Raw genomic sequence first — 20,865 nt, forward strand, 5'->3', positions numbered from 1 at the left:
CCTCCCCTACGGAGGGGTGCGGTCAGCGACGACCGCGCTGCTTCGTGTCAGCGCGAGTCACTGCCCGCCGTCTCGATCGCGGCGCGGCCTGCCTCCAGGCGCGCCACCGGGATCCGGAAGGGAGAGCAGGACACGTAGTCCAGCCCGACCTCGTGGAAGAAGTGGACCGAGTCCGGGTCGCCGCCGTGCTCGCCGCAGACGCCGAGCTTCAGGTCGGGGCGGGTCGCCCGGCCGGCCTCGGCGGCGTGCTTGACCAGGGAGCCGACGCCGTCACGGTCGATGGTCTCGAACGGGCTGACGCCGAAGATGCCCTTCTCCAGGTAGGCGGTGAAGAAGGAGGCCTCCACGTCGTCCCGGGAGAAGCCCCAGACGGTCTGGGTCAGGTCGTTGGTGCCGAAGGAGAAGAACTCGGCGGCCTCGGCGATCTGGCCGGCGGTGACTGCGGCACGCGGCAGCTCGATCATGGTGCCGAGCTTGATGTCCAGCTGGACGCCGGTGGACTGGCAGACCTCGGCGAGGACGCGCTCGCACTCGTCGCGGACCAGCTCCAGCTCCTGGACGGTGCCGACCAGCGGGATCATCACCTCGGGACGCGGGTCGCCACCGGCGAGCTTGCGCTCGGCCGCGGCCTCCGCGATCGCCCGGACCTGCATCCCGAACAGGCCGGGGATGACCAGGCCGAGGCGCACGCCGCGCAGACCCAGCATCGGGTTCTGCTCGTGCAGCTTGTGGACGGCCTGGAGCAGGCGCAGGTCGTTCTCGTTCGGGTCCTTGCGGGCCTCGGCGAGGGCGACGCGTACCGAGAGCTCGGTGATGTCCGGGAGGAACTCGTGCAGCGGCGGGTCGAGCAGGCGGACGGTGACCGGGAGGCCGTCCATCGACTGGAAGAGCTCCAGGAAGTCGCCCTTCTGCAGCGGCAGCAGGGAGGACAGGGCGAGCTCGCGGTCCTTGTCGTTGTCCGCCAGGATCAGGTGCTCGACCTCCTTGCGGCGCTCCTCGCCGAGGAACATGTGCTCGGTGCGGCACAGGCCGATGCCCTGGGCGCCGTAGCGGCGGGCGCGGTTCGCGTCCTCGGCGTTGTCGGCGTTGGCGCGGACGGCGAGGCGGCGGCGGACGTCGGCGTGCGCCATCAGACGGTGGACGGCCTGGACCAGCCCGCCCTGGACGTCGGCGCCGGCGTGCAGGGTGCCCTCGAAGTACTCGACGACCGGGGACGGCAGCACCGGGACCTCGCCCAGGTACACCTTGCCGTTGGCGCCGTCGATGGACACCACGTCGCCCTCGTGGACGACCTGGCCGCCGGAGGTGGTGAACTTGCGGTTCTTGGTGTCGACCTCCAGCTCCTCGGCGCCGCAGACACAGGTCTTGCCCATGCCGCGGGCGACCACGGCCGCGTGCGAGGTCTTGCCACCGCGCGAGGTCAGGATGCCCTCGGCGGCGATCATGCCCTCCAGGTCGTCCGGGTTGGTCTCCCGGCGGACCAGGATGACCTTCTCGCCGGAACGCGACCACTTGACGGCGGTGTAGGAGTCGAAGACCACCCTGCCGACCGCGGCACCCGGCGAGGCGGCGATGCCGTAGGCGACCGGCTTGGTCTCGGCGGTCGGCGCGAAGCGCGGGAACATCAGCTGGGCGAGCTGGCCGCCGGTGACCCGGCTGAGCGCCTCGTCCAGGTCGATCAGACCCTGGTCGACCAGCTGGACGGCGATGCGGAAGGCGGCAGCAGCGGTGCGCTTGCCGACGCGGGTCTGCAGCATCCAGAGCTTGCCGCGCTCGATGGTGAACTCGATGTCACAGAGGTCGCGGTAGTGGTTCTCCAGCGTCTCCATGATCGACATCAGCTCGTCGTACGACTTCTTGTCGAGCTGCTCGAGTTCCGCGAGCGGGAGGGTGTTGCGGATGCCGGCGACGACGTCCTCGCCCTGCGCGTTCTGCAGGTAGTCGCCGTAGACGCCCTGGGCACCGGTGGAGGGGTCGCGGGTGAAGGCGACACCGGTGCCGGAGTCCTCGCCGAGGTTGCCGAAGACCATGGTGCAGACGTTGACCGCGGTGCCCAGGTCGTTCGGGATGCGCTCCTGGCGGCGGTACAGGCGGGCGCGGTCACCGTTCCAGGAGTGGAAGACGGCGTGGATCGCCAGGTCCAGCTGCTCACGCGGGTCCTGCGGGAAGGCCCGGCCGGTCTCGCGGAGGACGATGCCCTTGAAGGTCTCGACCAGGATCTTGAGGTCCTCGGCGGTGAGGTCGAGGTCGTTGGCCGTGCCCTTGGCGTGCTTGGCCTCGTCCAGGGCCTCCTCGAACAGCTCGCCGTCCACGCCCAGCACGGTCTTGCCGAACATCTGGACCAGGCGGCGGTACGAGTCCCAGGCGAAGCGCTCGTTGCCGGACTGGGCGGCGAGCCCGGTCACCGAGGCGTCGGAGAGACCGATGTTCAGGACCGTGTCCATCATGCCCGGCATGGAGAACTTGGCACCGGACCGCACCGAGACCAGCAGCGGGTTGTCGGCCTGGCCGAGCTTCTTGCCCATCCGCTCCTCGAGGGAGGCCAGGTGACCCGAGATCTCCTCGTTGAGCGAGCCCGGCTCGCTGCCGGTCTCCAGGAACACCTTGCAGGCGTCCGTGGTGATGGTGAACCCCGGGGGGACGGGGAGCCCCAGGTTGGTCATCTCGGCCAGGTTCGCACCCTTTCCGCCGAGAAGATCCTTGAGGTCCTTGTTTCCTTCGGTGAAGGAGTAAACAAACTTCTGCTGCGCCGCCACGGGTCGGTCTCCTCGCACACGGTTGCCCTGACGCCGGAGAACATACCCATTTCGAAGGCTTTGTAGGGCCACGAATAGGTCGTACAAGCCTCGGAGTGGGGGCTGACCCGACAGATCGAATGCCCGTCAGGGCGTTTACCTCTGTTGCTGAAATCGTCCGGATGACGCGAGCGACGGTTCAAGAAGTGAACACAACGAAACCTGAAGATCACGCGAACCGGACAGAGAGTAGTGGCGGATGAACCGCCGGGTTTCCTCGGGTTGATTTCCTGCAGTCAGCTGCGCCGATCCACCGTCGAGCCCCTTCGGGAAGCGATCCGGACCTGTACACCGTGGCGAACACCCCTGACTGACCGTCACTCGCCACGATATGTGGCAAGCGTCACGGGCGCATCTCAGCCGTCGGGCGTAGCGCGAATGGGCCGATCGTCGCATTGCGCGGCGATCGGATCACTCGGTGTAGTTGAAATCTGCCAGAAAGGAGCCCTCTTGGCCTTGTCGTCCAAGAGGGCTGGGCCACTACGGCAGGAGGCTCACCAGGGGCCATCCCTACGGTTTGGCCAACTCATCCGCCAGAGGTGTCCAGTTCGGCGTCAGCGCTGGGCAGCGCGCAGTCGTACGGATCGTCCAACCAGCCTTCCGGCAGGACCACGCGGTTGTTTCCACTCGTCCGGCCACGCGGACCGTCGGCGCCGGCCGGCCACTGCTGCTCCTGGTCGATCAGGGCCAGCGTCTCGTCCAGCTCGGCCAGCGAGGAGGCGTTCGCCAGCTTGACCCGCAGCTCGGAGCCGACGGAGAAGCCCTTGGTGTACCAGGCGACGTGCTTGCGGAAGTCGATGACGCCGCGCGCCTCGTCGCCCAGCCACTCGCCGAGCAGCTGCGCGTGGCGGACCATCGCCCGGGCGACGTAGCCGAAGGTGGGGCGGGCGTAGTCGACATCGCCCTCGAAGATCGAGACCAGATCCCGGAAGAGCCAGGGCCGGCCGAGGCAGCCGCGCCCGACCACCACGCCGTCGCAACCGGTCTCGCGCATCATCCGGACGGCGTCGTCGGCGGACCAGATGTCGCCGTTGCCGAGCACCGGGATGTGCGACGGGACGGACTCGCGCAGCCGGGCGATCGCCGACCAGTCCGCAGTGCCCCCGTAGTGCTGGGAGGCGGTACGGCCGTGCAGGGCGATCGCGGCGACACCCTCCTCCGCGCCGATCCGGCCGGCGTCGAGGTAGGTGAGGTGGTCGTCGTCGATGCCCTTGCGCATCTTCATGGTCACCGGCAGGCCGCCCGCGTTGGACACCGCCTCGCGGAGGATCTCGCGCAGCAGGTTGCGCTTGTACGGCAGCGCGGAGCCGCCGCCCTTGCGGGTCACCTTCGGGACGGGGCAGCCGAAGTTCAGGTCGATGTGGTCCGCGAGGTCCTCTTCGGCGATCATCCGGGCCGCCCGGCCCACGGTCACCGGGTCGACGCCGTACAGCTGGATCGAGCGGGGCTTCTCGCTCGGGTCGAACTTGATCAACTGGAGGGTCTTGGCGTTCCGCTCCACCAGGGCCCGGGTGGTGATCATCTCGGAGACGTAGAGGCCCTTGCCGCCACTCTGCTCGCGGCAGAGAGTACGGAAGGGGGCATTGGTGATGCCCGCCATCGGGGCCAGGACCACCGGCGGCCACACTTCGAGCGGGCCGATCGAGAGCGGCGAGAACGGGGAGGACTCGGCGGTGGGGTGCTGCGGGGTGGGGTGCTGCGAGGCGGGGTGCTGCGGGGTGGGGTGCGCTTGGTCCGTCAGGTTCGGGGGCGCATCGGCCGTCAGGCTCGGAGGCGCGTCGTCCGTCGAGTGAGTCGAGCCCGCCGACGGGAAGGTCGGGGCTGCCTGCGGGGAGGCCGGGGCCTGCTGGGCGGCGGTGTCGGGCGGGGTGGTCATCGGCGACTGGTCCTCCGGGCGGGATGCGTGACTCTCTATTGTCCCCCACCTCGATCGGCCCTCCGGCGGAGCGGTCGCAGGGGAGGCCGGGGAAGGTCGGGGAAGGTCGTGGGCGCACGTTGGCGAGGCGCGCGGCGCTGCGGGGCGCGAGCGGGCTGCGGTATCGGTGCACGAGCGCGGTGCGAGCGGGGTGCGGGAGCTGGAGGGCCGGGGTTCGTCGGGGTCGGTGGCCTGCGGGGGACGGTGGCCGCTAGTGCGTCGGCCTGGCTCGTGAGCGGCCTGGGGCGGCGGCGCGCCCGCCGTCCGCGCTCTCGCCCCCTGGTCGGGCCGGGTGCGTGCAGGATGCGGTGGCAGCGATCGGAGCCTGTCCGCCGGGTCAGCGGGTCGGTCCGTGGTCGAGTACGACGCCTCCGCCCCTGGGGTTGATGGTGACCGAGCCGGAGCTGGTGACCACGTCGAGCACGTGGGGCGAGGAGGTGTCGGCCAGAGTGGGATCGATGGATCGCGAGCCGGAGCTGGAATGGCCGTTGATCTTGTATCGCGTCCCGGGCGGCATCGAGAGGGTGAGCGGACCGGAGGATGCGATGGCGGTGACCGCGTCGGGTGCGTGGGCGAATCCCAGCTCAATCGGTCCTGAGCTGGTCGACGCCTCGACCCTGGCGGAGAAAAGCTCGGAGCCCTGGATGCGCCCGGACTTCGCCTGAACCGCTATCGGACCGCTCACGCGGGCGAGGTCGATGAACCCGGTACCGGTCTTGAGCGAGATCGGCCCGGTCAGATCACGGAGCTGTGTGATCCCGGAGGTACTGCTGCCGGTCACCTCCGTCTCGGCCGGCAGCCGGATGTCCAGTTCGGCGTCGCACCCCAGGTCGTCCAGGCCGAAGAGCCGGTGGCAGCGCACCGATACCTTCAGTACGTCGCCCTCCCAGATCATCGCCACTACGGGGCGACGCCATGTCCAACCCAGGCTCTGCCGGATCGACACCTGGCCCGGCGGACCCGGTTCGATCCGGACTGCGGCGGAGACCGAGTCGAGTTCCAGCCTGGAGATCGGGACCCGGTAGGGCGGCCGCTCGATCACGCTCTGCTGGTGCACCAGGTAGGCCCAGCCCGCCACGCCGAAGAGGACGGTGGAGACCAGCACCACCAGGGCGCCCAGGACCCGCCATATGCGTCGCGCCATGACTAGGCCACCCCCAGGAAGTGCAGGACGGCGAGCACCCGTCGGTGGGTGACGTCCGCCGACGGCAGGTCGAGCTTGGCGAAGATGGCGTTGATGTGCTTGGCGACGGCGCTGTCGCTGACCACCAGGGTCTGGGCGATGGCCGCATTGGACCGGCCCTCGGCCATCAGCGCCAGGACGTCGCGCTCACGCGGGGTGAGGCGGCGCAGCGGGTCGGTGTCACGCCGGATGAGTAGTTGGGAGACCACCTCCGGATCCAGCGCGGTGCCGCCCTCGGCCACCCGCTGGAGCGCCTCGACGAAGTCGTCCACATTGGCGACCCGTTGCTTGAGCAGGTAGCCGACGCCGCTGGTGTTGGCCGAGAGCAGGTCGGAGGCGTAGCGCTCCTCCACGAACTGGGACAGGAGGAGGACGGCGACCTCGGGCCACTGCCTCCGGATCACCAGGGCTGCGCGGACGCCCTCGTCGGTGAAGCCGGGCGGCATCCGGACGTCGACCACGACCACCTGCGGCTGGTGCTCGGCGACGGCGGCCAGGAGCTCCTCGGCGTCACCGACCGCGGCGACCACCTCGTGGCCCACCGCCTCCAGGACCTTGACCAGGCCGACCCTCAACAGGACCGAGTCCTCAGCGATCACAGCTCGCACGGCAACTCCGCGGTGATGGTGGTGGGGCCCCCGTGGGGGCTGGTGACGGCGAGGGTCCCGTCCACGGAGGCGGCGCGCTTCCGCAGGCCGGTGAGGCCGGTGCCCCTGGCGGCGTCGGCTCCGCCTATCCCGTCGTCGTGGATCTGGATGTGAAGGCGCCCGTCCCGCTGGCGGATGGAGAGCTCGACGCGGGAGGCCCGGGAGTGCTTGGCCGCGTTGGTGAGCGCCTCGGAGACGGTGAAGTAGGCGACGGCCTCGACCGTCGGCGCGATGTCGTCGGAGAGGTCGATGTCGAGCCTGACGGGAACCGGGCAGCGGGCGGCGATACCGGAGAGGGCGGCGTCGAGGCCACGGTCCTCCAGGACCACCGGGTGCAGGCCGCGAACCAGGTCGCGGAGCTCGTCGATCGCGGCCTGTGCCTCCTCGTGGGCCTCCACGATGACCCGCATCGCCTCGGCCGGGACGTCCTTGAGGGTGCGGCGGGCCAGGCCGAGGTTCATGGCCAGGGAGACCAGCCGTTGCTGGGCACCGTCGTGCAGGTCTCGCTCGATCCGGCGGCGCTCGGCGTCGGCGGCGTCGACCACGCCGGCCCGGCTCTCGGCGAGGTCCTCCACGCGGCGCTGCAGCAGTTCGGCACGGTTCAGCCCGAGGAGCGAGCCGGCCGCCCACTCCTCGAACCTGCTGAGCAAGGCGGCCAGCCAGGGGGTGAGGAAGAGGAGAGCGGCGCCGCCGAGTGTGGTCCAGCCGTCGGCCACGGCCCAACCGGGGCGGGACTGCAGCGGGGCACCGGCGGGCATCAGCCAGATCCAGCCGAGCACGGTGGCCATCACCAGGCCGATTCCCCAACCGGCCAGCACCAGGAGTGCGCCCAGGGTCTGCAGGGGTGCCACCACGAGGTGGTAGAGGAACTGCCGCCAGGTCAGGCCGGCCCGGACCTTCCCCCACCAGCCGGCGTTCCTCGGTGCACGCGAGGGGATCAGCAGCCCCCGGAGGGCGCGTAGCCGACTCCGTTGGGCCACGCTCAGGAGGTCGAGGCAGGGGAGGAAGGCCACCAGGACGAACCACAGACGCGGGAGGCCCAGGAGGATGAGGACGGGTGCGCTCAGGGGCACACCCGCCGCGAGCAACAGGGTGTCCCGCCGGGCGGCCGCCGACCATGGGGCGTGCGCGGCGGCCCGTTGCACAGCTCGGTGGAAGATCGACGGAGACATGCCGCACAGCGTATGGGGGCGTTGATCGCCGCCGCCATGAAGCAGGGTTCCGAATTGATGGTGTAGCTAGGTACACCATCAATTCGGAACCGTGGGCTACCGACACCGAGCCTTTCGGTGAAGAGGCTTGGGGCATGAAGATTCTGACTGACGGTGATATCGAGGCCTTCTTCCGCTCTCCTTCGTCCACGACGGACGCGACGGTGCGGGCCGAGACCCGACTCACCATCGGGCGTTGGGAGTTGCGGTCAGCCGCGGGCGGCCGCCGGTGCCGGGCGGCGTTGGAGGTTTACGAGCACGGCGAGTTGCTGGACGTCCTGGTGGCGTCCTCGCTCGGCCGGGCCTTACCCTGCGGCGCGCGGCGGGCCACCGGCGATGCGGGGAGGGAGAGCGTCGCCTGGGGGCGGATTCCCGCTTCCGGGGTTCTCCCGCGGGTCACCTTCCTCGGGCACGGCCTTCGCCGACGGCACTGCCCGGCCCCGGCGGTGTCGGTGGCCGGCTCCTTCTGGTTCGCCCACGTCGCCGGCTCGTTCCCCCGCGTGCTGGTCGAGGCCGTCGATGGCCCGTCGGTCCTGCTGCGCTGCGGGAGGGCGTCATGATGGTGGCCGATCTGCTGTGGGCGGCGGGGTTCGGCAGGGGTGCCGGCCCGTCGGGCACCCGTCGGCAGACGGCCGGGAGGCAGAGCCGGGCCACTGAAGCGGTTCACGGTGCAGGTGTCGACCGGCTTCTGGTCGTCTGTGGGTTGGTGCTCTTGCCGTGGGCCGCCCTGCTGGCACTCAGACCGGAGGGTCTCGGGTGGGCGGTCCTCGATCTGGTGGAGGCGGGCGCGCTGCTCACGGCCGGCTGCGGCGCCCGGCGCGGCGACGGTCTCCACCGCCCGGCCGCCGCGTTGTCCTCCGCCCTTCTGCTGGCGGACGCCTGGTGCGACGTCCGCATGGCGGCGCCCGGGACGGAGCTGGCGGTGGCCCTGTCGATGGCCGTGTGCGCGGAGGTCCCGCTGGCCTGGGTGTGCGGCTCGCTCGCCCTCGGCAGGCTGGACATCCCGGTTACGGCGTCCGGCGGCTCAGTCCGTGGGCGTGAGCTGCTCCAACTGCTGGATGCGCTCCCGGGTCTCCTCGTCCACCGGGGTGTAGGAGACCAGCCGGGTACGGTTCCGCGGGCCCAGCCACAGGTTGGTGAAGTCAAAACGCAGAAGCCCCACAGGCGGTACGAGGAACTGCTTGAGTCCGTTGGTCTGCCCCGCCACCTCGTGCCGTTGCCAGGCCTGCTCGAAGTCAGGCGAGACCCGGCGGAGCCGATGGATCAGCTCCTTCCAGGCCGGCTCGCCCGGATGGTCGGCCATCGAGGCCCGGAAGCGGGCGACCACGCTGGCCCGAGCGGCGTCGCGGTCCACCAGGCGGCGGGAGAAGGTCGTGTCGGTGAACACCATCCAGAGCAGGTTGCGGTCCTCGAAGGGCATCCGGTCGAGGTCGCCGACCAGCCAGTTGTAGCCGCTGTTCTGGGCGAGGATGTCGTACCGGCTGCTGATCACCGCCGCCGGGAAGGGGTCCAGCTGTTCCAGGATCGCCTGGAGCGCCGGCGACACCGTGGCGCAGTCCGAGACCGGCGACGGATCCTCGACCCCTGCGAGGACGAAGAGGTGCGCGCGTTCGTTGCGGTCCAGGAGCAGGGCCCGGGCGACGGAGTTCAGCACCTGGGCCGACACGTGGATGTCCCGCCCCTGTTCCAGCCAGGTGTACCAGGTGACCCCTACGGTGGCCAGGTGCGCGACCTCCTCCCGGCGGAGCCCCGGGGTCCGCCGCCGCCCGGTCGCGGGCAGGCCGACCTGCTCGGGTGAGATCCGCTCGCGGCGGCTGCGGAGGAAGGCCGCGAGCTCGTGGCGCCGCGCGGCGGCTGGGGCGGCGAGGTCGACGGTGGTAGCCATGAGCCCAGCATGCCTCTCCTCGGAGCCTGTTGCCAGGTAGTCGTTATACCTGGATAAACACTCTCTGGTACCAGGCTGGGAGGAGCCGGATCGTAGGAGCCGTGACTCCGCGACTGACATCCCCGCAGACCCTTCCACCACGACTCGCCGAACCCCCGGCCCCGATCCCACCGGCCGGCGCCCGGCGAGCGCCCGCCGCACCGGGGCTCGGGGCGGCCGGCCTGGCCACCGTGCTGCTCGGCGCGTTCCTCCCGATGCTTGACTTCTCCATAGTGAACGTGGCCCTGCCCACCATCGACCAGGACCTGGTCGCCGGGCCGGCGGTGCTGGAACTGGTGGTGGCCGGCTACGGCATCGCTTTCGCCGTGCTGCTGGTGCTCTGCGGCCGGCTCGGCGACGCGTTCGGGCGACGCAGGCTTTTCCTGGTCGGGGCCGTCTCCTTCGCCGTGACCTCGCTCGCCTGCGGCATCGCGCCCACCGCCTGGACCCTGGTCGCGGCCAGGGCCGCACAGGGCGCCTCCGCCGCCCTGGTCCTCCCCCAGGTCCTGGCGACGATCACCGCAACCACCACCGGGCACCGGCGAGCCCGGGCCCTGTCCGTCTACGGCGCGGTGGGGGGCATCGCCGTGGTCATCGGGCAGGTCGCCGGCGGGATGATGGTCTCCGCCGACCTGTTCGGCACGGGCTGGCGTGCGATCTTCCTGCTGAACGTGCCGCTCGCCCTCCTGGCGGCCGTGCTGGCTGTCCGCTCGGTGCCCGAGAGCCACGCTCCGAGGTCCGCCGGGGTGGACCTCCCGGGCACGGTCCTGCTGTCGGCGGCGCTGCTGTCGCTGCTCCTCCCCCTGATGGAGGGCCGGTCCACCGGCTGGCCCCTGTGGTCGGTGATGTCGCTGACCGCCTTCCCGCTGCTCACGGCAGCGTTCCTGCTGGTCGAGCTGCGGGCCGAACGGGCCGGCAGGGTCCCGCTGCTGCCACTGTCGCTGCTGCGGATCCCGGAGATGCGGCGCGGCCTCGGCATCGCCGTCCCCTTCTACATGGGGTTCGGCGGCTTCATGTTCGTGGTCGCCGTCATGCTCCAGCAGGGGCTCCACGTCGGGCCGGTGGCGGCGGGCTGGGCGCTGGTGCCCATGGCCGTGGGCTACTTCACAGCATCGCTGGCCGGGCCGCGCCTGGTCGGGCTCTTCGGAAGCCGGGTGATCACCATCGGGGCCGTGATCCAGGCTGCCGGCCTGTCCCTGCTGATCGCGACCGCCTTGGCCGACTGGTCGCACTTCTCCACGCTGCGGATGCTGCCCGGGGCCGCGCTCGCCGGCGTCGGGCAGGGGTTCGTGAGCACCCCACTGTTCCGGGTGGTCCTGTCCCGGGTCCCCGTGGACCGGGCCGGCGTCGGCAGCGGGGTGCTGGCGACGACTCAGCAGTCCAGCCTGGCGCTCGGTGTGGCCACGTTGGGGACGACCTTCCTCGCACTGAGCCCCTCGCTCGGCATGGGTCGCGCACTCGCGCTCGTCCTGGCCCTGCAGGCGGGCGGCAGCCTGGTGGTGCTCTGGCTCAGCACCCGACTCCCCCGCACGGTCGGGTGATCCCGACCCCACGATCGAGCGAACCCGGCCGCTCGGTCAGCTGGTCAGGGCCCGGCGGCCGCGTGGCGCCGCCAGGACATACCAGGCCGGATCGGCAGCAAAATCCGAGCAAAAAGGGGAAGCCCGCCGTCAGTGGCCAGTGGCACCATGGCGGCATGACGACCACCCGCCCCACCACCCCGACCGACGCCCGGACGCACGAGGAGCTCATCGCCCTGGTCGCGGCGGGGGCCCGCCCGAAGTACCTGTTGTTCTGGGGCCACCAGCCCGAGCGGGACGGGCGCATCGGCTCGGGCTCACTGAGCCAGTGGTGGCCGGCCGCGTTCACGGTGGACGGGGTCCGCTATGCCACCGCCGAGCACTGGATGATGGCGGGGAAAGCACGACTGTTCGGTGACGAGGCCATCGTGCCCCGGATCCTGGCCGCCAAGTCCCCCGCCGAGGCGAAGAAGCTGGGACGGCTGGTCCGCGGCTTCGACGAAGCGCTCTGGAAGGCGGAGCGGTTCGAGCTGGTGGTACGGGGGAACGTCGCGAAATTCGGGCAGAACGACGCTCTGCGCTACTACCTGCTCGGCACCGCGAACCGCGTCCTGGTCGAGGCCAGCCCACTCGACCGTGTCTGGGGGATCGGTCTCGCGTCGGACGACGAGCGATCGGTGAAGCCGCAGCAGTGGTGCGGCCTGAACCTGCTGGGCTTCGCCCTGATGGAGACGCGGAAGCGGCTCGCCGCCGGCGACCAGGTGGAGTGATCCGTCCCGACAGCTCGCCCCGGAACGGCATCGCCATCAAGTAACCACTCTCGAACATAAGTTGGAGAGAGTGGCATGACGCCGACACTGTGCACCGGATATCGCACCCGGCGAAAACGTGCGGACTCATTCTCGTAACACCGGCGCCGTATCCGAGGTCCAGGATGGTTCTCCAGCCATGGCCAGGAGCTGTCGGGAGCTCCTGGCGGAGAGACCAGGTCGGCGGGATGACACTGCAGGGCATGGGGCCGACACCGGCCGACGTGCAGGCGCTTCGAGCGGAACTCGACGAGCTGCTACGGGCCAGGCAGTTCGCGGCGCAGCGGGAGCGCGGACTGGCCCAGGCACTCCGGGCCCAGGGACCACCCGACGCCGCGGGTGGCCACCCACCACATCAGCCGGATCCCGATCTCCTACGGCAGCTGGCCCAGGCGAAGCGACTACGGGAGGGACTCGGAGCGCGCTGCCTGGAGTTGAGCGATCAGCTGCTCGCAGCGGAGGACAGGTTCGCGTCGGGCGTCTCGGAACACCCCTGGTGGGAGGACGAGTTCCACCCCTCGGCCCGACCCCACTCCTCCGGCCCCGAACCCGGCGCTGCCACCCATGCCTCGGGCGGTCTGCCGGGCTCCAGCATGACGAGGTCGGCGTCCGGCTCGCCACCCTCGTCCCTGTTCTCGCCCCCGCCCCCGCCCTCGGCCGGACAGGGCATACCGGCGAGGAAGCGCCCGACCGGCGCCCGGTTCGGTGGCGCCTACCAGGAGGCGCCCGAGCCCGCGATGCCCTCAATAGCCGCCGCTCCGGCGCGGGGAGCCCGCTTCGGCGGACTCCAACCGGCGCCCGATTCAGAAGCAGACCGGTCCGGACCGTCCCGAACGGCACCACCCCAGGCCGAGCCACCCCGGACCACACCGCCCCAGACAGCACCTCCCACCGCCGCACCGACTTCCCCCGCACCGACTTCCCCCGCCCCGACCGGGATTTCCGCGACGACCCCACCACCACCGGGCACCGCTGGAGCCCTCCCACCCGCTCACGCCCAGCGCTCCGCCGAGGAGATCACCGCACTCGCCCAGCGAATCGCCGCACTCCACGGCTCGGGTGCGGCCCATGAGTCCGCTGCGGTCACCGCCCAGGCGGCCGTCACCCTCTCCCCGGACGACGTGGTGCGGCTGACGATCGCCCTCCGCCAGAGCGGGCCGGTGGGCGCTGCGGGGTACCTGGCCCGGGCGACCGCCCACGCCCATCCCGACCAAGCCGCAGGCACCCTGGCGGAGTTGCGCCGTTCGGGCCTGACAGACGAGGCCGCCGAGCTGTTCCACGCGCTGTGGGCGGTGCCGGCCGTGGCGCTGCCGGGGCTACTGGCGGCGCTGGAGCGGGCCGGACAGCCGGCGGACGGACAGACCCTGCTGTGGGAGTGGGCCTCGGCTCCTCCGGCCGAACTGTCCGTCCTGGCCGACGAGTTGCATGCGTCCGGCCGCATGCGTGACCTCCGCAGCCTGCTCCGGCAGGTGGCCGGGCGTCCGGTCGGCGAGATCGCGGCGGTGGTCACGGCCCTGGAGAGCACGCTGGCCGCCCACCTGATCCGCGAGGTGTCGGCCCTGCGGTCGGCGTCCGACCTCGGCGGGTTCGGCGCAACCCTGGCCCAGGACGCCTCGCTCTACGGCGCTTTGCTGGCGGCGATCGCCGAGCTGGACGAGTCCCGTTTCCGGAACGCCCTCGCCGCCCTCCGTTCCCTGGGCCTCCCCACCGAACCGCCCCGGGGCCGCGGACGGCGTTGATCCTGGCCGCCACGACCAACGCCGGCCCGCGCACCACGACGACCGGGACCACGGCCACGACAAGAATCACGACCACCTGTCACGACGAGAATCACGACCACCGGCCACGACCGGGACCACGGCCTCGACCACGGCGGCACCAGCACGAACGAAAACGCCCGGCCCCCGCACCGAGCGGTCGGTGCGGGGGCCGGGCGGGAGTACCGGTCGCGTCAGCAGCCGATGAGGCGGGCGGCCAGGTAGGACTTGACCTGGTCCAGGGAGACGCGCTCCTGAGCCATGGTGTCCCGTTCGCGGACGGTCACCGCGTTGTCCTCGAGGGTGTCGAAGTCGACGGTGACGCAGAACGGGGTGCCGATCTCGTCCTGGCGGCGGTAGCGCTTGCCGATGGCGCCGGCGTCGTCGAACTCGACGTTCCACGCGGTGCGCAGGTCCTCGGCCAGGCCGCGGGCCTTCGGCGACAGGTCGGCGTTGCGCGACAGCGGCAGGACCGCGACCTTGACCGGGGCGAGGCGCGGGTCGAGCTTCATGCCGACGCGCTTCTCCATGACGCCCTTGGCGTTGGGAGCCTCGTCCTCGAAGTAGGCGTCGAGCAGGAAGGCCAGCATGGCGCGGTTGAGGCCGGCCGCCGGCTCGATGACGTACGGGAAGTACCGCTCGCCGGACTCCTGGTCGAAGTAGCGGAGGTCCTTGCCGGAGTGCTCGCTGTGCACCGACAGGTCGTAGTCGGTGCGGTTGGCGATGCCCTCGAGCTCGGAGAACTCGCTGCCGCCGAAGTTGAAGCGGTACTCGATGTCCACGGTGCGCTTGGCGTAGTGGGAGAGCTTCTCCTTCGGGTGCTCGAAGAAGCGCATGTTCTCCTCACGCAGGCCGAGGTTGCGGTACCAGTTCCAGCGCTGCTCGAGCCAGTACTCGTGCCACTTCTCGTCCTCGCCCGGCTTGACGAAGAACTCCATCTCCATCTGCTCGAACTCGCGGGTCCGGAAGATGAAGTTGCCGGGGGTGATCTCGTTGCGGAAGCTCTTGCCGACCTGGGCGATACCGAACGGCGGCTTCTTGCGCGAGGTGGTCTGTACGGCGCTGAAGTTGGTGAAGATGCCCTGCGCGGTCTCCGGGCGCAGGTACGCCAGGCCGGAGCCGTCCTCGACCGGGCCGAGGTGGGTCTTCAGCATGCCCGAGAACTCCTTGGGCGACGTGAAGGCGCCCTTGTTCCCGCAGTTCGGGCAGTTGATGTCGGCGAGGCCGTTGGCGGGCAGCTTGCCGTGCTTGGCCTCGTACGCCTCCTCCAGGTGGTCCGCGCGGAACCGCTTGTGGCAGGAGAGGCACTCGGTGAGCGGGTCGTTGAAGGTGGCGACGTGGCCGGAGGCCTCCCAGACCTCCTTGGCGAGGATCACCGAGGAGTCGAGACCGACGACGTCCTCGCGAGCGGTGACCATCGCCCGCCACCACAGGCGCTTGATGTTCTCCTTGAGCTCGACACCCAGCGGCCCGTAGTCCCAGGCGGCACGCGTACCGCCATAGATCTCGCTGCAGGGGTAGACGAAGCCACGGCGCTTGCTCAGGCTGACGATCGTGTCGATCTTGTCGGCGGCCACAGTGCTCTCTTCATTACGACGGCACGGACAGGCACGGCTGGTTGCACGCACCCGAATACCTCAGGTTACCGGGCAGCCGGGCCGAGATTCACCCTGGTATCGCCACCTGCGGCGCTCTCGCCCCTTCACCACCGGCTCCTCACCGATCCGCCTCTTCCACCCGCTCACACCCCCGCGCTCCGCCCGCTCGCACCCTCGCACTCCACCCGCTCGCACCCCCGAGTCCCGCTCGCGCACCCCGAAGCAAGTTGACAATCATTTCCAGATAAGATGAGAATGGTTGTCATGAAGATCCGGCGCCCATCGACCTCCATAGCCCTGACCGCCACCGTCCTGACCGGCGCTCTCACCCTCACCGCCTGCGGTGGCACCAGCAGCGCCCAGGACGGCAGCGGCCGGCTGAAGGTCGTGGCGTCCTTCTACCCGATGGAGTTCCTCGCCTCGCAGATCGGCGGCGAGCACGTCGCGGTCACCGACCTCACGGCCGCCGGTGTCGAGCCGCACGACCTGGAGCTGACCGCCAAGCAGGTCGGCAGGGTCCAGACCGCCGGTGCCGTGCTCTACCTCAAGGGCCTGCAGCCCACCGTCGACAAGGCCGTCGCCCAGTCCAAGTCCAAGCACGTGGTCGACGCGGCCGCCGTGTCCCCACTGGAGGAGCACAGCGCGGAGGAGGCCGGCGAGAGCACCGAGGACCACGCCGGCCACGCCCACGGGAACGACACCCACGAGAGCCACGCCCACGAGGGCGGCGACCCGCACCTCTGGCTGGACCCGACCCGCTACGCGGCCGTCGCCAAGGCCGTAGGTGCCGAGTTCGCCGAGGCCGACCCGGCCCACGCCGCCGACTACCAGAAGAACACCGACGACCTGGTCGCCCGGCTCACCGCCCTGGACGCGGAGTTCCAGGCGGGCTTGAAGGGTTCCGCCACCAAGTCCTTCGTCACCAGCCACGCCGCCTTCGGCTACCTCGCCGAGCACTACGGCCTGACGCAGATCGCCGTCAACGGCGTCGACCCGGACTCCGAACCCACCCCCGCACGGCTGACCGGGATCCAGAAGGCCGCCAAGGCGCACGGCGTCAACACGGTCTTCTTCGAGACCCTGGTCAGCCCCAAGCTCGCCGAGACCGTCGCCAAGGACCTCGGCCTCAAGACGGCCGTCCTCGACCCCCTGGAGGGGGTCAAGGACCCGGCCAAGGACGACTACTTCTCGATCATGAAGCAGAACCTCACCAACCTGCAGGCCGCGCTCGGCGCCACCAGCTGACGGGACACCGCGACGACATGAGCTCCGCCCTCCCCCAGGCCGGCCAGACCGCCCAGGCCCATCAGACCGACCAGGCCCCACAGACCACCCAAGCCACACAAGCCACCCAGACCGACCAGACAGATCCGTCCGGCCAGACGGACCTGTCCGCGCGAAACACCCCCGCCGCCCACACCACCCTGCCCGGCCACACCACCCTGCCCGACCCCACCGCCGCCGTCAGCCTGCGCGGCGCGGTGGCCTCGGTCGGCGGCCGTCCCGTCCTGCGCGGGGTCGACCTGCGGGTGCGGCAGGGCGAGGTGGTGGCGCTGCTCGGCGCCAACGGTTCCGGCAAGTCCACCACCGTGAAGTCGGTGATCGGGTCCGTGCCACTCGACCATGGCCGGCTGGAGCTGTTCGGCACGCCGTTCAACCGGTTCCGCGACTGGCGCCGCATCGGGTACGTCCCGCAGCGGACCACCGCGGCGAGCGGGGTCCCCGCCACGGTGCGCGAGGTCGTCTCCACCGGACGGCTGCCGCAGCACCGCCTCCTCCCCTTCCGCCGCCGGGACCGCGCCGCCGTGGACCGGGCGCTGGCCTCGGTCGGCATGCTGGACCGGGCCCGCGACGGCGTGGCCGACCTCTCCGGCGGCCAGCACCAGCGGGTGCTGATCGCCCGCGCCCTGGTCGGCAAGCCCGACCTGCTGATCATGGACGAGCCGATGGCGGGAGTAGACCTGGAGAGCCAGCAGGTGCTCGCCGACACCCTGCGCCGGGAGGTCGAGCGCGGCTGCGCCGTCCTCCTCGTCCTGCACGAACTCGGACCGCTGGAGCCGCTGATCGACCGGGCCGTGGTACTCCGCGACGGCTGCGTGGCGCACGACGGCCCGCCGCCCGAGAGCGTCGGCCAGCACGCGCTGCCCGGCCACGACCACGTCCACCCGCACGCGGACGACCACCACACCCAGGGACTGCTGGCATGACCGAGATGTTCCAGTACGACTTCATGCAGCGGGCCCTGATCGCCGCCGTGCTGGTCGGCATCACCGCACCGGCCGTCGGCATCTACCTGGTGCAGCGCCGACAGGCCCTGATGGGTGACGGCATCGGCCATGTCGCCCTCACGGGCGTCGGCCTCGGCTTCGTGTTCCAGACCAGCCCGGTCTGGATGGCGGTGGTGGTCTGCATCGCCGGCGCGATCGTCATGGAGCTGGTCCGCTCGCGCGGCAACCAGCGCGGCGACATCGCCCTCGCCATGCTCTTCTACGGCGGCATGGCGTGCGGGAAGCTGCTGGTCAGCATGAGCGCCCAGACCGGCAACGGCAGCCTGGAGAGCTACCTCTGGGGCTCCATCCTCACCGTCTCGCCCGAGGACCTGACGGTCATCGCGGTGCTCGCCGCGATCGTCATCGCGGTCACCTTCGGGCTGCGCCGCCAGCTGTTCGCGATCTGCCAGGACGAGGAGTTCGCCCGGGTCACCGGGATCCCCGTCCGGCTGCTCAACCTGCTGCTCGCCGTGATGGCGGCGGTCACCGTCACGGTGGCGATGCGGGTGGTCGGCCTGCTGCTGGTCAGCGCGCTGATGGTGGTACCGGTGGCGGCGGCCCAGCAGCTCACCCGGTCCTTCGCCGCGACCCAGGCCGCCGCCGTGGGCCTCGGCGTCACCGTGGCGGTGCTGGGCGTCGCCGGGTCCTTCGAGGCCGATGTGCCCTCCGGCCCGGCCATCGTGCTGCTGGCCATCGCGGCCTTCGCGGCGTTCGCCACCATCGCCACCCCGCTGGCCCGCCGACGGCACCGCGGCTCGCCGGAGAGCGGTCCCGCGGTGTGCGACGTGGTCCTTCCGGAGCAGACCGATCCCCGCCGCACGGAGGATCCGGCGGCAACTCGGGGGCTGGCACAATGAGGTGCGACAGCACCCGAGCACCAGGAGGACCCACGGTGACCACCGCAGGCCCGTCGCCGCGCGCCCGATCGACTCGGCAGCGTGCCGCCGTCTCGGCGGTCCTGGACGAGATCGCGGACTTCCGCAGCGCCCAGGAGCTGCACGACCTGCTGAAGCACCGGGGCGACTCGGTCGGTCTGACCACCGTCTACCGCACCCTGCAGTCGCTCGCCGACGCCGGTGAGGTCGACGTGCTGCGCACCGCCGACGGCGAGGCCGTGTACCGGCGCTGCAGCAGCGGGCACCACCACCACCTGGTCTGCCGCCACTGCGGTGCCACGGTGGAGGTCGAAGGTCCGGCGGTGGAGCGCTGGGCCAGCGCGGTGGCGGCCGAGCACGGGTTCAGCGACATCGCGCACACGCTGGAGATCTTCGGCACCTGCGCCGAGTGCGCGAAGAAGGCCTGAGAAGGCCCGCGAGCACACCAGGCGCACCGAGCACACCAAGCGCACCAAGCACTCCAAAGTATGGAAAGGGCCCGGGTTCACCACCCGGGCCCTTTCCGCACCCCGGACGCCCCGGACTCCCGGGGCGCCCGACAGGTTCCTCAGCGCTGCGACGGCACCTCGGCGGCGTTGGCGGCGGCATTGGCGATGTCGTTGGGGATCGCGCCGCCGAAGCGGCGGTCCCGCATCGCGTACTGCTCGCAGGCCCGCCACAGGTCGCGACGGTCGAAGTCCGGCCAGAGCACGTCCTGGAACACGAACTCCGCGTACGCGGACTGCCAGGCCAGGAAGTTGGAGGTGCGCTGCTCGCCGCTGGGCCGCAGGAAGAGGTCCACGTCCGGCATGTCGGGGTAGTAGAGGTACTTGGCGAAGGTCTTCTCGTTGACCTTCTTCGGGTCCAGCCGGCCGGCGGCCACCTCCCGGGCGATGGCCTGGGCGGCGTCCGCGATCTCGGCCCGGCCACCGTAGTTGACGCAGAAGTACAGCGTCATCGCGTCGTTGTCCTTGGTCTGCTCCTGGGCGATCTGGAGCTCCTGGACCACGCTCTTCCACATCTTGGGCATGCGGCCGGCCCAGCGGATGCGGATGCCGAGCGCGTCCATCTCGTCACGGCGGCGGCGGATGACGTCCCGGTTGAAGTTCATCAGGAAGCGCACCTCGTCCGGGGAGCGCTTCCAGTTCTCGGTGGAGAAGGCGTACAGCGAGAGGTTCTTCACGCCGACCTCGAGGCAGCCCTTGAGCACGTCCAGCACGACGCCCTCGCCGACCCGGTGGCCCTCGGTCCGGGGCAGGCCGCGCTCCTTGGCCCAGCGGCCGTTGCCGTCCATGACCACCGCGACGTGGTTCGGCACCAGATCGCCGGGGATCTTCGGCGGCCGCGCGCCGGTCGGGTGCGGGTCCGGGGTCCGGTACTCCCGCTGCTTGCTGCCGAATAGCCGTCGCCCTGCCATGCTCACTTCTCCACGTATCTCATCGAGCGGATGCCCCGCTCCAGGTGCCATTGCAGATAGGCGGCCACCAGCCCGCTGCCTTCGCGCCAGTACCTCGACTCGCAGGCATCCGCCGTCTCCCAGTCCCCGGACAGCAGTGCACCGAGCAGTACCAGTGTCTCAGGGGAGGGTACGGCACTTCCGGGAACCCGGCAGTCGACACAGAGAACGCCGCCCGCCTGGAGCGAGAAGAACCGGTTGGGACCGGGCAGCCCGCACTTCGCACAGTCGGTGAAGCTGGCGCCGTACCCGTTGACGGCCAGCGAGCGCAGCAGGAAGGCGTCCATCACCAGGTGCGGCTCGTGCAGGCCGGCGGCGAGCGTCCGGAGCCCGCCGACCAGGAGGAGGTACTGCTGGACGGCCGGCTGGCCCTCGTTCTCGGCGAACCGTTCCGCCGTCTCCAGCATCGCCGTGCCGGCGGTGTAGCGGGCGTAGTCGGCGACGATGGGGGCGCCGTACGGCGCGATCGTCTCGACCTGGGTGCAGAGCGGGAGGGTACGGCTCACGAGCTCCGAGCCGCGGCTGAAGAACTGCACGTCGACGTGGGAGAACGGCTCCAGGCGCGCGCCGAACTTCGACTTCGTACGGCGGACACCGCGGGCCACCGCGCGGACCTTGCCGTGCTGGCGGGTCAGCAGCGTGATGATGCGGTCGGCTTCGCCGAGCTTCTGGGTGCGGAGCACGATGCCGTCGTCGCGGAAGAGACTCATGGTGGAGCCATTCTCCCCCAGGGCACCGACGACCGGGGCGACCGCCGGAGCAACCGGTCCCATCGGGCAGACCATCGGGGGCCGGAGGAACACCGCGGGGGCGGTCACTCGGCCGGCCGGGGCCCGCGGAGCCCGCCCCGCACCCCGCCGCGCAGCCGTGAGCCCGCACCGGGGTGTGGGGGAGGACGCTCGGTG

At 70.9% G+C, this 20,865-nt stretch carries 17 protein-coding genes; 8 read left to right on the forward strand and 9 right to left on the reverse strand.

The window, feature by feature from the left end:
• Positions 1-47: 47 nt before the first annotated feature.
• From ppdK to ABWK59_RS11550, 5 genes are all read right to left on the reverse strand, one after another.
• A complete protein-coding gene (ppdK, locus tag ABWK59_RS11530) occupies positions 48-2,756 on the reverse strand; it encodes a pyruvate, phosphate dikinase (protein ID WP_354640236.1) in 2,709 nt (902 codons plus the stop codon).
• Between the two features lie 565 nt (positions 2,757-3,321).
• Complete coding sequence (gene dusB / locus ABWK59_RS11535) at positions 3,322-4,671, reverse strand: tRNA dihydrouridine synthase DusB (RefSeq protein ID WP_354640238.1); 1,350 nt, start codon at positions 4,669-4,671, stop codon at positions 3,322-3,324.
• Between the two features lie 376 nt (positions 4,672-5,047).
• On the reverse strand, positions 5,048-5,818 hold the full coding sequence (locus tag ABWK59_RS11540) for a DUF4097 family beta strand repeat-containing protein (RefSeq protein WP_354640240.1): 771 nt from the start codon (positions 5,816-5,818) through the stop codon (positions 5,048-5,050).
• 38 nt (positions 5,819-5,856) lie between these two features.
• On the reverse strand, positions 5,857-6,501 hold the full coding sequence (locus tag ABWK59_RS11545; RefSeq protein ID WP_354640242.1) for a response regulator transcription factor: 645 nt from the start codon (positions 6,499-6,501) through the stop codon (positions 5,857-5,859).
• Positions 6,489-7,712 carry a sensor histidine kinase gene (locus tag ABWK59_RS11550; RefSeq protein ID WP_354640244.1) on the reverse strand — a complete coding sequence of 408 codons (1,224 nt, stop codon included), beginning with the start codon at positions 7,710-7,712 and terminating at the stop codon, positions 6,489-6,491. Before ABWK59_RS11550 ends, ABWK59_RS11545 begins: the two co-directional genes overlap by 13 nt.
• A 134-nt stretch (positions 7,713-7,846) precedes the next feature.
• On the opposite strand from ABWK59_RS11550, the gene ABWK59_RS11555 reads away from it, so the two are divergent.
• Positions 7,847-8,311, forward strand: a complete 465-nt coding sequence (locus ABWK59_RS11555) for a hypothetical protein (RefSeq protein ID WP_354640246.1) — start codon at positions 7,847-7,849, stop codon at positions 8,309-8,311.
• Positions 8,312-8,775: 464 nt separating this feature from the next.
• Here the strand turns inward: ABWK59_RS11555 and ABWK59_RS11560 are convergent, their stop codons facing one another.
• On the reverse strand, positions 8,776-9,636 hold the full coding sequence (locus ABWK59_RS11560) for a helix-turn-helix transcriptional regulator (protein WP_354640248.1): 861 nt from the start codon (positions 9,634-9,636) through the stop codon (positions 8,776-8,778).
• 101 nt (positions 9,637-9,737) lie between these two features.
• Here ABWK59_RS11560 and ABWK59_RS11565 point away from each other — a divergent pair, with 101 nt between their 5' ends.
• The 3 genes from ABWK59_RS11565 (at position 9,738) to ABWK59_RS11575 (ending at position 13,743) form a co-directional block, all read left to right on the forward strand.
• On the forward strand, positions 9,738-11,216 hold the full coding sequence (locus tag ABWK59_RS11565) for an MFS transporter (RefSeq protein ID WP_420492766.1): 1,479 nt from the start codon (positions 9,738-9,740) through the stop codon (positions 11,214-11,216).
• Positions 11,217-11,371: 155 nt separating this feature from the next.
• Complete coding sequence (locus ABWK59_RS11570) at positions 11,372-11,965, forward strand: NADAR family protein (protein ID WP_354640250.1); 594 nt, start codon at positions 11,372-11,374, stop codon at positions 11,963-11,965.
• Between the two features lie 1,163 nt (positions 11,966-13,128).
• Positions 13,129-13,743 carry a hypothetical protein gene (locus ABWK59_RS11575; RefSeq protein WP_354640252.1) on the forward strand — a complete coding sequence of 205 codons (615 nt, stop codon included), beginning with the start codon at positions 13,129-13,131 and terminating at the stop codon, positions 13,741-13,743.
• Positions 13,744-13,955: 212 nt separating this feature from the next.
• On the opposite strand, the gene ABWK59_RS11580 is transcribed toward ABWK59_RS11575, so the two are convergent.
• Positions 13,956-15,338, reverse strand: coding sequence for a glycine--tRNA ligase (locus ABWK59_RS11580; RefSeq protein WP_354640254.1), 1,383 nt, complete (start codon positions 15,336-15,338; stop codon positions 13,956-13,958).
• A gap of 285 nt (positions 15,339-15,623) precedes the next feature.
• On the opposite strand from ABWK59_RS11580, the gene ABWK59_RS11585 reads away from it, so the two are divergent.
• Genes ABWK59_RS11585 through ABWK59_RS11600 form a run of 4 tightly spaced genes read left to right on the forward strand, consistent with a single transcriptional unit; the run spans position 15,624 to position 18,932 of the window.
• On the forward strand, positions 15,624-16,604 hold the full coding sequence (locus ABWK59_RS11585; RefSeq protein ID WP_354640256.1) for a metal ABC transporter substrate-binding protein: 981 nt from the start codon (positions 15,624-15,626) through the stop codon (positions 16,602-16,604).
• Positions 16,605-16,621: 17 nt separating this feature from the next.
• Positions 16,622-17,566: a metal ABC transporter ATP-binding protein gene (locus ABWK59_RS11590; protein WP_354640257.1), complete on the forward strand. Its 945-nt coding sequence runs from the start codon at positions 16,622-16,624 to the stop codon at positions 17,564-17,566.
• Positions 17,563-18,486 carry a metal ABC transporter permease gene (locus ABWK59_RS11595; protein ID WP_420492767.1) on the forward strand — a complete coding sequence of 308 codons (924 nt, stop codon included), beginning with the start codon at positions 17,563-17,565 and terminating at the stop codon, positions 18,484-18,486. Before ABWK59_RS11590 ends, ABWK59_RS11595 begins: the two co-directional genes overlap by 4 nt.
• Positions 18,487-18,521: 35 nt before the next feature.
• Positions 18,522-18,932, forward strand: coding sequence for a Fur family transcriptional regulator (locus ABWK59_RS11600; protein WP_354640258.1), 411 nt, complete (start codon positions 18,522-18,524; stop codon positions 18,930-18,932).
• A 140-nt stretch (positions 18,933-19,072) separates the two neighbouring features.
• On the opposite strand, the gene ABWK59_RS11605 is transcribed toward ABWK59_RS11600, so the two are convergent.
• Both ABWK59_RS11605 and recO read right to left on the reverse strand, forming a co-directional pair.
• Positions 19,073-19,921: an isoprenyl transferase gene (locus tag ABWK59_RS11605; RefSeq protein WP_354640259.1), complete on the reverse strand. Its 849-nt coding sequence runs from the start codon at positions 19,919-19,921 to the stop codon at positions 19,073-19,075.
• 2 nt (positions 19,922-19,923) lie between these two features.
• Entirely contained in the window at positions 19,924-20,670 is a 747-nt protein-coding gene (recO, locus tag ABWK59_RS11610; RefSeq protein WP_354640261.1) for a DNA repair protein RecO, read from the reverse strand.
• Positions 20,671-20,865: the final 195 nt, after the last annotated feature.

Source organism: Kitasatospora sp. HUAS MG31 (assembly GCF_040571325.1).
GTDB lineage: Bacteria > Actinomycetota > Actinomycetes > Streptomycetales > Streptomycetaceae > Kitasatospora > Kitasatospora camelliae.